At 64.2% G+C, this 10,765-nt stretch carries 9 protein-coding genes and 1 pseudogene; 9 read left to right on the top strand and 1 reads right to left on the bottom strand.

All coding sequences use genetic code 11. From position 1 onward, the window contains the following. Window positions 1-172: 172 nt before the first annotated feature. Together MB84_RS00470 and MB84_RS00465 are read left to right on the top strand one after the other, a co-directional pair. A complete protein-coding gene (locus tag MB84_RS00470) occupies window positions 173-772 on the top strand; it encodes a molybdopterin-dependent oxidoreductase (protein WP_052652812.1) in 600 nt (199 codons plus the stop codon). A 64-nt stretch (window positions 773-836) separates the two neighbouring features. Further along, complete coding sequence (locus MB84_RS00465; RefSeq protein WP_052652810.1) at window positions 837-1,919, top strand: agmatine deiminase family protein; 1,083 nt, start codon at window positions 837-839, stop codon at window positions 1,917-1,919. A 254-nt stretch (window positions 1,920-2,173) separates the two neighbouring features. Here the strand turns inward: MB84_RS00465 and MB84_RS00460 are convergent. Next, window positions 2,174-3,010 (bottom strand): annotated as a pseudogene (locus MB84_RS00460) (FadR/GntR family transcriptional regulator); the annotation flags it as partial. 224 nt (window positions 3,011-3,234) lie between these two features. Here MB84_RS00460 and MB84_RS00455 point away from each other — a divergent pair. The 7 genes from MB84_RS00455 (at window position 3,235) to MB84_RS00425 (ending at window position 10,738) form a co-directional block, all read left to right on the top strand. Further along, a complete protein-coding gene (locus MB84_RS00455) occupies window positions 3,235-4,440 on the top strand; it encodes an ABC transporter substrate-binding protein (RefSeq protein ID WP_046293250.1) in 1,206 nt (401 codons plus the stop codon). A gap of 164 nt (window positions 4,441-4,604) precedes the next feature. Continuing rightward, window positions 4,605-5,462, top strand: a complete 858-nt coding sequence (locus MB84_RS00450; RefSeq protein WP_046290331.1) for a branched-chain amino acid ABC transporter permease — start codon at window positions 4,605-4,607, stop codon at window positions 5,460-5,462. Next, window positions 5,462-6,460, top strand: a complete 999-nt coding sequence (locus tag MB84_RS00445; protein ID WP_084009976.1) for a branched-chain amino acid ABC transporter permease — start codon at window positions 5,462-5,464, stop codon at window positions 6,458-6,460. The genes MB84_RS00450 and MB84_RS00445 overlap by 1 nt, the downstream gene beginning before the upstream one ends. After that, a complete protein-coding gene (locus MB84_RS00440) occupies window positions 6,457-7,224 on the top strand; it encodes an ABC transporter ATP-binding protein (RefSeq protein WP_046290329.1) in 768 nt (255 codons plus the stop codon). Before MB84_RS00445 ends, MB84_RS00440 begins: the two co-directional genes overlap by 4 nt. After that, a complete protein-coding gene (locus tag MB84_RS00435) occupies window positions 7,221-7,922 on the top strand; it encodes an ABC transporter ATP-binding protein (protein WP_046290328.1) in 702 nt (233 codons plus the stop codon). The genes MB84_RS00440 and MB84_RS00435 overlap by 4 nt, the downstream gene beginning before the upstream one ends. A gap of 57 nt (window positions 7,923-7,979) precedes the next feature. Beyond that, complete coding sequence (locus tag MB84_RS00430) at window positions 7,980-9,242, top strand: Zn-dependent hydrolase (RefSeq protein WP_046290327.1); 1,263 nt, start codon at window positions 7,980-7,982, stop codon at window positions 9,240-9,242. Beyond that, window positions 9,239-10,738, top strand: a complete 1,500-nt coding sequence (locus MB84_RS00425; protein WP_046290326.1) for a M81 family metallopeptidase — start codon at window positions 9,239-9,241, stop codon at window positions 10,736-10,738. Before MB84_RS00430 ends, MB84_RS00425 begins: the two co-directional genes overlap by 4 nt. The last annotated feature ends 27 nt before the right edge of the window (window positions 10,739-10,765 follow it).

The following is a 10,765-nucleotide window of genomic DNA, read 5'->3' as shown; positions in this document are numbered from 1 at the left end:
TCCATCGGCAGCAGTGAGCACATACGGGGCCTGCTCGGCCCCGCCTTTCTTCGCGCTTTCTTCATGCTCGTGCGCCGCGAATAGCCGCTATCAGCGACTTCGTATGTCTGCGCCGGGGTCGGCCGCTATATTGAGGCGACCGGCTCCCCCAGGCCGACACACCGAATCCAACATGTCCATCGACCCCTTGCGCGCGAACGTAGGCGCTGCGCCGGACGCACACCTCGCCAGTACCGGCGCACCGCTCACGCGCGTCGGTCCTGCACCGACCAGCCTCTCCCCGATCTCTGCATCACCGCCCGCGACGGCATTGCACACGTCGCGCGAAGTCGTCGTCTCGGGCAGCGTCAAACGCCGTCACTCCTTCGATCTATGCGCGCTCATGCGTCTGCCCACGCAGTTGACCGGGCCGCTCGACGTCGTCTGTCTGTCCGGTCGCAAGGTGCGCAGCGCGAGCGAGTACAAGGGCGTGCGGCTCACGGCGCTGCTGGACGTCGCGCAGTGGCATTTGCCACAGGCGCGCGACTTTACCCGGGCCTATGTCCTCGCACAGGGCGCGGACGGCTACACCGTCATGTTCTCGTGGCATGAGCTGTACAACACGTCGATCGGTGTCGGCGCGCTGGTCGTCTACGAGCGCGACGGTCGCTCGCTCGGCGACGACGAGGGAGGCATCGGCCTAATTTCGACCGGCGATCTGCGTGTCGCACTGCGCCGGGTGCGTGCACTCAAGCGCCTCACCGTCCATCTGGCAGAACCTTCGGCCCTCTGAGGGCAATCGCAGCGCGCGTGCGCCGCCTACACTGGCGGCACTTCTCCTCACGGCGACGCGAATCATGACGGCATCTTTCGGAAAGCCTCTCGCAGCAAGCACGAACGCCATCGGCCACTGGCGCATGCCGCCGGAATGGCATCCGCACGCCGCTTGCTGGATGGCGTGGCCGGGTAGCTCGGTCGTCGCAACTACGCAGCGCCAGCCGCTCCTGAACGAACTGTCCCGCATCGCCCACGCTATCGCCCTGTTCGAGCCGCTACGTGTCGCCGTCGATCCGGCGCATCTGGACGAAGCGCGCCGCGCCCTGCCCGATAACGTCACGCTTTACCCCATCCCGGTCGACGATCACTGGATGCGCGACACCGGCCCCACCTTCCTGCTCGACGATGCCCTCACCCCGCACGCGCTGTGCTGGAACTTCAACGGCTGGGGGAAGCCGTGGATGCAATGCATCGAGGCCGACGCGAAGGTCGCGCAGCGTGTGGCGCATGCGCTTGCCGAGAGAACATCGATGACCCCATCGCTCGCGCCCATCGTGGCCGAAGGCGGATCGCTGCTGGTCGACGGTGACGGTACGCTGATCGTGACGGAGACGTCGATCCTCAACGAGAACCGCAACCCGGGTCTGACGCGCGGCGAAGCCGACGCGGTGTTTCGTCATTGGCTCGGGGTGACGAAAGTCGTCTGGCTGCCGGGTTCGGCGCTCGATACGATCACCGATGGGCATGTCGACGGTATCGCGAGCTTCGTGCGTCCCGGCGTGCTGCTGGCGACGGGTGCCGAGGGCAGCGACGAATGGGCGCGGGAAATGCGTGAAAATCTGAAAGCACTGCTGCTCGCGCGCGACGCACGAGGCAGACACTTCGATATCGGCCTGCTGCGCGCGCCGGACTTCGATGCGCTGCCCGTCGATCTCGCCACCGATGCCGACTTCGCGCCGGAGTATGTGAATTTTTACCTGCCGAACGGCGGTGTGGCGATGGCGTCCTTCGGCGACGCGAAGGCCGATGCGCATGCCCGCGATATCGTGCAGCAAGCATTTCCCGAGCGACGCGTCGTGCAGTTGCCGTTACGCGCGGTCGCACGGCGTGGCGGCGGCATTCATTGCTGCACGCAGCAACAACCGGCGGCGGTGCTGACGTGAGTCTTCGCGCCGCGCCGCCGACCGTTTCAGTTTGACGAGGTGCGTCGCGCAGTGCGCGCTTTAGGCGACGTCGCAGCCTTCGCGGCGGATTTCGCCGTTACCTTCTTCGTCACCGCTGGCCTTGCCACTACCTTCTTCGCCGCCACCTTCTGCGCCTCACCCACGCCTGTCGCCTTGCGCGTCGCGCGCTTCGGTGACGGTGCGGCGTCCGTCGCGGCGATCTTCCCCGTCTTCGCCGCGGGCTTGCGGCGCGACACTGGCGCCGCATTCGCACCAAGTTGCGAACGCACCCGCTGCTGCATGTCCGCGATATCCGAATCGAGAATCAGACGGCCGCGCAGCTTCCCGTTCATCCGCTTGATATACGTGCGCGCCTCCTGCATGTGGAAGTGCATCAGTTCACGTACACGCTCGACGTCGCCAGCGCGCGCCGCGTCCGTGATCTCGCGATGGATGTTGACGTTGGCGGTGCCGAACTTCTCGTGTTCGCGACGCGGCGTTTCGTTGCCGAATACGATCAGCTGCCGAATCATCTCGTTGACGAGTTCGCACGTAAAGCGCAGAAAACTATTGGGATTGGCGGCCGCGAGAATGTCGTGAAAATCGACATCGGCCTGACGCTGACGCAGCAACTCGTGACGGTCGTGCGACGCCGGACTGCAACACGACATGTTGTTCTCGAGCGCCGCGAAATCGGCTTCCGTCAGATGCGGTACCGCACCGGCGGCGAGTTCGGGTTCGAGCAACTGACGCACCGTGTAGATGTCGTCAATGCTCACTTCCTTAAAGAAGAGATAGTTCTGCATGAGCTGGAAGGTGCGCTCCAGCGGCACTTCCACGACCATGCCACCGCCCGACGGCCCGGTGCTCACTTTGATGAGCCCCTGCACTTCGAGCGACTTGAGGGCTTCGCGAATCGTGCTCTTCGACACGCCGAACATTTGCTGCAATTCGACTTCGCGCGGCAGACGATCGCCGGGCAACAGATTGCCTTCCGTGATCAGACGCTTGATGGCTTCGGCGACCAGATCGCCCCGCTTTTGCTGTTTGATTTCCAACGGCTCTCGCACCGTTTGTGCATCCAATGCCATGCAGCGCCTCAGGAGTCTGTTCGCACTCGAAACATGCGTCGCCGCAGCGGTGAGCGCATGTCGTGTCTTGCTTTCCGGGTTGACCCGCATCGGAATTTTTTCCGATTGACACGGAAAATCATTATACCTACGATCAAATCCATCCTATTTATCATAATAAATATGACGGATAGGGAAAAAGGCGTTTGACCCCATGAACGATTGCTCCCCGAATGGAGACCCAATTGAATCGTCGTGAACTGTTGAAGCTCGCCGCCGCGGCGTCTCTGCCCGGCTCTCTATTCACCGCTCGCGACGTGTTCGCGCAAAGCACCGGGGCCATTCAGCTGGCCTGTCCGGTGCCCATGTCGGGGCCGTTCGCTGCCAACGGCAAGTTCGCCGATCTGGGCATGAAACTCATCGTCGAGCAGTACGGCAAAGTGCTCGGCCGTCCGCTCGCTTACACCACGCTCGATACCGAAGGTAAACCCGCAACGGCGATTCGCCGCGTGCAGGAAATCGCGCAGCAGAAGGGCGCCCGCTTCTTCGCGGGCGGTATTCTCTCTTCGGAAGCCCTCGCCATGGGCAAGGAAGCCGAGAAGGCCGGTGGCATCTTCATCACCACGGCCGGGGCCGACGAAATCACCGGCAAGGACTGCAACAACGCCACGTTCCGCTGGTCCGTGCCGACCTTCGGCGCGATTGAGCAGACGGTGCGTCCGCTCATCGAATCGATGCCGAAGGCCAAGCGCTGGTACACGATCACGCCGCAGTACGTGTTCGGCGAAGGCTTGCTCACCGCCGCGAAGAACATCTTCAAGGAGAAGGGCATCGAGCACGTGGGCAACAGCTATCACTCGCTCACCGAAAAGGAATTTTCGGGCTATCTGACGAACGCGGCTGCCGCGAAGCCCGACGTGCTGCTGATCCTGAACTTCGGTTCGCAGTCGTCCGACACGCTGCGTCAGGCCGTGAGTTTCGGCATGAAGAAGAACTGCACGATCCTGATGGCGTGGGCCTCGGGGCTGGAGCAGTTCGAGACGCTCGGCGCGGATCTGTGCGACGGTGTGTACTTCGGCGCGCAGTACTGGCACGCCGTGGCCTCGCCGCTGAACCTCGATCTGGTCAAGCGCACGCAGGACCGCTTCAAGCAGAACCCGAACTACAGCCTTGCGGGCTCGTACATCTGCACCAAGCTCATGCTCGACGGCATGGTCAAGGCGGGGAGCGCCGATCCGAAGGCGGTCATCGCGGCGATGGAAGGTCTGAAGTACGACGGCCTCACCGGACCGGAAGAGATTCGCAAGGGCGACCATCAGGTGCTCAAGAACTACTACCTGCTCAAGGGCAAGGCGAAGGCGAAGATGAAAAACGCCGACGACTACGCCGACATCGTGAGTGCAGGGAAGTCGTTCCTGCCGCTCGACAAGACCGAGTGCAAGATGGCCTGACGCCGTCGCACGTTTGCCGCACGCTGTCTGAAGTCTGTCGCTCGCGGGGACGCATGTCGTCCCCGCATGTGTCGTCTGTGGTGCACTCGCTCGAAAATCGACTTAAATGAGCGGTTGTATGCACAAGGTGTTCCACGTCTGCTCCAAAGCTCTTCGGGACGCGCATGAACGTCTACTTGCTCCAAGTCATCAACGGCGTCGGGATCGGGATGTTGTACTTCCTGCTCGCCGTCGGCCTATCGATCATCTTCGGCCTGCTGCGCTTCGTGAACTTTGCGCACGGTGCCTTTTATCTCCTCGGCGCGTACTTCTGCTATCAGGCATTGCAATGGGGCATGTCGTTCTGGCTCGCTCTCATCGTATGTCCCATCGTCGTAGGGGCGCTTGCGTGGATTGCCGAGAAGGTGCTGCTCTCGCATATCTACGAGAAAGCGCACGAATTCCACATCCTCGTGACGGTCGGCCTCGCGCTCGTCGTGCAGGAAGCCGTCATCATCGTTTGGGGGCCGCTGGGCGACAACGTCGCCGTGCCCGAAGTGCTCGACGGCGTGGTGATGTGGGGCAGCTTCATCTATCCGAAGTACCGCCTCTTTCTCATCGGCTTCACCGCCGTGTTCGCCGCCGTACTCTGGTGGCTGCTCGAAGGCACGCGCCTGGGCAGCGCAGTGCGCGCGGGCAGCGAGTCGTCGGAGATGGTGTCGTTGCTCGGCATCAATGTGTTCCGGGTGTTCAGCCTGGCCTTTGCCCTCGGCGCAGGCACAGCGGCGCTCGCGGGTGTGCTGGCTGCACCGGTGCGTGGCGTGGAGCCGTTCATGGGCATCGAAGCGCTGGGCATTGCGTTCGTGGTGGTCGTCATCGGCGGTATGGGCAGCTTCGCCGGGGCGCTGGTGGGCGGTCTCGTGATCGGCATTGTGCAGAGTCTGATGAGCACGATCTGGCCGGAAGGCGCGCGTCTCATGATCTACGTGGCGATGGCAGCGGTGCTGCTCATGCGCCCGCACGGCCTGCTCGGGAGGGGATGATGCTCGTACGTTACCGTTTTTGGTGGCTCGCCGCCGCCGTCACGCTGATCCTGCCGGTCGCGCTCTCGTCGGGCACCCTGGCCACCGAAGTGCTGATCTACGCGCTCGCGGTCCTCGGCTGCAACCTGCTGCTGGGCTACACCGGACTGCTGTCCTTCGGTCAGGGCATCTTCTTCGGGCTCGGCAGCTACACGCTGGGCATCATGCTCACGCGCTGGTCGTTGCCGATGCCGGTGGCCATCGTCGCCGCCATCGTGCTGGGTGCGGCGATCGCGGCGCTCGTCGGCAGCTTCGCCATCCGGCAGAAGGGCACCTACTTCGTGATGCTCACGCTTGCGTGCGCGCAGATGTTCTACTTCTTCGCCTATACCGCCACGGACTGGACGGGCGGCGACAACGGGCTGCTCGACATTCCGCGCAAGTCGCTCGCCCTCGGCGGCAAGACGCTGATTCCGCTGGAGACGCCGTGGCAGTACTACACCTTCGTCGCGGTCATCTTCCTGATTGTCTTCGCCTGGTTGCTGCGCGTGGCGGACTCGGTGTTCGGCCGAACGTTGCTGGCCATTCGCGATAACGAAACGCGCGCAGCGGCCATCGGGTACCACGTGAAGACGTTCAAGCTCGTGGCGTTCGCCATCTCCGGGGCCGTCACGGCGCTGGCCGGTGCGCTGCACGCGCTGATGACCGGCATCGCGCCGCTGTCCAACATCGAATACCACACGAGCGAGATGATTCTCGTGATGACGGTGATCGGCGGCACGGGCAATCTGTTCGCCTCGGTGCTGGGTGCGGCGTTCTACGTGCTGGCCGCCGACTGGTTGTCGACGCTCTGGCCGCGCTGGCTGCTGCTGCTCGGCCTGCTGCTCATCGCCGTGAGTCTGTTCATGCATCGCGGCCTGTGGGGCGTGGGCGAATCGCTGTGGTACCGCGTCACCGGCCGCCGGAATACGACGAACGGCAAACTGGATACACAAAGCACGCAGGGAGACCCGACATGAGCGACGCTCTCATCGAAGCCTCGGGCATCGTCAAACGTTACGGCAAGTTCACCGCGTTGCACGGCGTCGATCTGCGCGTCGCACCGCGCACGGTGCACTCCGTGATCGGTCCGAACGGCGCAGGCAAGACTACGCTGTTCCACATGCTCACGGGCACCGTGCCGGTCTCGGGCGGGCGAATCATGTTCGACGGTCACGACGTCACGACCGAAGCCGATTACCGTCGTGTGCAACGCGGTATCGCCCGCTCGTTTCAGGTGACGGCGCTGTTCCAGAACCTGTCGGTGCGCGAGAACCTGCGTCTGGCCGCACTGGGCGTGACGCCGCGTCAGGCGCTGTCGTCCTGGCGCAAGGCGGACGGGGCGCGCGCCTGCGCGGGCGTCGTGGACGACGTGCTCACGCGACTCGCGCTCACACGTCACGCCGACACCGCAGCGGGACTGCTCTCGCACGGGCAGCAACGACGCCTCGAAGTCGGTATGGCGCTCGCCGCGCGGCCCAAGGCCATCTTTCTGGACGAGCCGACATCCGGCATGGGCATCGACGACCTCGACGACATGAAGCAGCTCATTCGCGGTTTGCGCGACGACCATACCGTCGTACTCATCGAGCACAACATGAACATCGTGATGGATATCTCCGACACGATCACCGTCATGCAGCAAGGGCGCGTGCTCGTCGAAGGCAAGCCGGATGCGATTCGTGCCGACGACCGCGTGCGCGCCGCCTATCTCGGCAACATGATCACGGGAGGCCGCGCATGATTCTCGACGTCGCTGGCGTTCACAGCTATTACGGCAAAAGCCACATCCTGCAAGGCGTGTCGTTCCAGATCGGCGACGGGGAACTCGTCACGCTGCTGGGTCGTAACGGCGCAGGCAAGTCGACGACGCTCAAGACCGTCTCCGGTGTGGTCACGCCCAAGGCGGGCAGCATCACCTTCATGGGCAAGCCGGTCGCCGGGCAGCCCGCGCATCGCATCGCCGCGCGTGGCGTGTGCTTCGTGCCGGAGCATCGCGGCATCTTCAAGCTGCTCACCGTCGAAGAGAATCTGAAGCTTGGCGCGCGACGCGATTCGCCGTGGCAACTCGCCGACATCTACCGCATCTTTCCGCGCTTGCAGGAGCGTCGCAAGAATGGCGGCGCGCAACTCTCGGGCGGCGAACAGCAGATGCTCGCCATCGGGCGCGCACTGATGAATCACCCGCGTCTGCTCATGCTCGACGAACCCGTCGAAGGACTGGCGCCGGTGATCGTCGAAGAAATCGTGGCGCAGTTGAAGCTCATCAAGCAGGCGGGCGTGGCCATCCTGCTCGTCGAACAGAATCTGGAAGTTTGCACGCAGCTCGCCGACCGGCATTACATCGTCGAGCAGGGCGTGATCGTGTACGGCGCGGACAACGCGGCGTTTCTCGCCGACGAAGTCGTCAAAGACCGCTATCTCGGCGTCGGCGTGGCGTAGCCCGCCCGACGGGCGCCCTCGCTGGCGTCGATAGGCAACTCTCAAGGACAGAAAGACATGGAACGTCTCGATCAACCGGCTGCCGCAGTGCGCATTGACGGTGCGCGTCTGTGGGACAGTCTCATGAAACTCGCGCAGATCGGCGCGACAGTGAAGGGCGGCGTCTGTCGTCTGGCGCTCACGGACCTCGACCGTCAGGGTCGCGATCTGTTCGTAGCGTGGGCGAAGGAGATCGGCTGCACGGTGCGCATCGACGCCATCGGCAACATCTTCGCGCGCCGCGCCGGACGCAACGAAGCCTTGCCGCCCGTCATGACCGGTAGCCATATCGACACGCAGCCGACCGGCGGCAAGTTCGACGGCAATTACGGTGTGCTGGCCGGTCTCGAAGTGCTGCGCACGCTCAACGACAACCAGATCGTGACGCAAGCGCCGCTCGAAGTCGCCGTCTGGACGAATGAGGAAGGTTCCCGCTTCGTCCCGGTGATGATGGGATCGGGGGTCTATGCGGGGGCGTTCACGCTCGAACACGCGCTGACGCAAAAGGATCGCGACGGTGTGAGTGTCGCCGAGGCGCTCGGCAGCATCGGATATGCGGGCAAGGCGTCCGCCGTCGGGAAGACGGGCGACGTCGGCGCGTATTTCGAAGCTCACATCGAACAGGGCCCGGTCCTCGAAGCGCACGCGAAGACCATCGGCGTGGTGCAGGGCGCGCTTGGCCAGCGCTGGTACGACGTCACCCTCACAGGCATGGAAGCCCACGCGGGCCCGACGCCGATGGAACTGCGCCGCGACGCGCTGCTGGCTGCGGCACAGTTGATTCAGGCGGTGAACCGCATTGCCTGCGAACACGCACCACACGCGCGCGGCACCGTGGGTTGGGTCGACAACTATCCGAACTCGCGCAACGTCATTCCGGGTCGCGTGAAGCTCTCCGTGGACCTGCGTGCGGCGGACGACGCCACGCTCGACGCACTCGACGCGAAGCTGCGCGCCGAGTGTACGGCGCTGAGTACGAAGGGCATCGACGTCGCCATCGAGCAGGTAGTGTACTTCCCGCCGCAGCCGTTCGCACCGGAACTGGTCGACGCCATTCGCACCGGCGCGCAGACGCTCGGCTATTCGTCGATGGACGCCATCAGCGGCGCAGGGCACGACGCGGTGTATCTGGCCCGCATCGCCCCCACGGCGATGATCTTCGTGCCGTGCAAGGACGGCATCAGCCACAACGAGATCGAAGACGCCGATCCGGCCCACCTCGAAGCCGGTTGCAACGTGCTGCTGCAAGCGATGCTGCAACGCGCCGGAGGTGCAGCATGAAAGTCATGATCGCGCGGATGAATCACGAAACGAACACGTTCTCGCCGGTGCCGACGCCGCTCGAAGCCTTCGGTAATGCAGGGCCGACGTTCGATGCCGACGCTTATCGCGACAACAAGGGCATGCGCACCGCGATGTCTGCGTTCATCGATCTGGCAGAAGCAGCGGGCGCGCAGATGGTGACGCCCGTCTCCGCGAGTGCGAATCCCAGCGGTCCGGTGGCGGCGAGCGCGTATGACGAACTGTGCCGACGCATCGTAGCGGCGGCCACCGGCGTCGACGCGATTCTGCTCGATCTGCACGGCGCGATGGTCGCGGAAAACAGCGACGATGGCGAAGGCGATCTGCTCGCGCGCGTGCGCGCCGCCGCGCCCGACACACCGATTGCCGTGGCGCTCGATCTGCACGCGAACGTCACGCCGAAGATCGTGGCGAACGCCGACATCGTCGTCGGCTTCAAGACGTACCCGCACGTCGATATGTACGAGACGGGCGAGCACGCCGGGCGACTGCTGTTCGAGATGCTCGCAGGCAAGCGTCGCCCGAAGGTGGTGTGGCAACAGCCGCCGCTGATGGTGCACTCGCTGCGCAGCACGAGTCATGGCGGCGCGATGAAGCGCGCGTTGGACGCTGCACGCCGCGCCGAAGCCGAAGAGGGTATCCCGGCGGTGTCGGTGTTTTCGGGCTTTTCGCTCGCTGACATTCCGGCGCCGTGCATCAGCGTGGTCGTGACGGCCGACGATGACGAGGGCGGCGTCGCGCGTGCGCAAGCCGTCGCCAATCGCATCGCGGCACAAGCGTGGGATGAGCGCGACGGCTTCGTCTATCGCAGCGCACCGCTTGAAGCATCTATTGCCGAGGCGAAGCAGTTGGCCCAAGGCGCAGACAAGCCCGTCTTGCTGCTCGATCACAGCGACAACTGCATGTCCGGCGGCACGTGCGACACGATGGATGTGCTCGAAGCCGCACTGGCTGGCGGACTGACGGGCATCGGCGTCGGCCCGCTGTGCGACCCCGAAGCAGTGGCGACGCTGATCGACGCAGGCGAGGGCGCGCAGGTCACGCTGGCCCTGGGCAACAAGCGCGCGCTGACGCAATTAGGCATCACCAAGACGCCGCCGGTACTCACTGGCATCGTGCGCAAGATCAGCGACGGCGAGTATGTCGTGACGGGGCCGACGTACACGGGCCAGCGTTGCTACATGGGGCGCACGGTGCTGTTCGACATCGGTGCGGCCCGCATCGTGGTGACGGAGCGCACGCATGAATCGTGGGATCACGGGGTATTCACGTGCGTGGGGCTCGATCCGCGCAGCGAACGCTTCCTGTTGCTGAAGTCGCGCATGTATTGCCGTCCGGTCTTCGTGCCCATCTCGGCCGGTCTGGTCGAGTGCGACAGCAACGGCGTGACGAGCTCGAACTACGACCTGTTCCCGTTCTCGCGTGTGAACCGTCCGGTGTATCCGCTGGACCGGGAAGTGAAGTTCGAGATGTGAGCGATGGACGGCGTCAACAACGAAAAA

Origin of the sequence: Pandoraea oxalativorans (assembly GCF_000972785.3) — a bacterium.
GTDB lineage: Bacteria > Pseudomonadota > Gammaproteobacteria > Burkholderiales > Burkholderiaceae > Pandoraea > Pandoraea oxalativorans.
The sequence above is the reverse complement of the archived record's forward strand: the minus strand, read 5'-3'. Positions and strand labels throughout refer to the sequence as shown.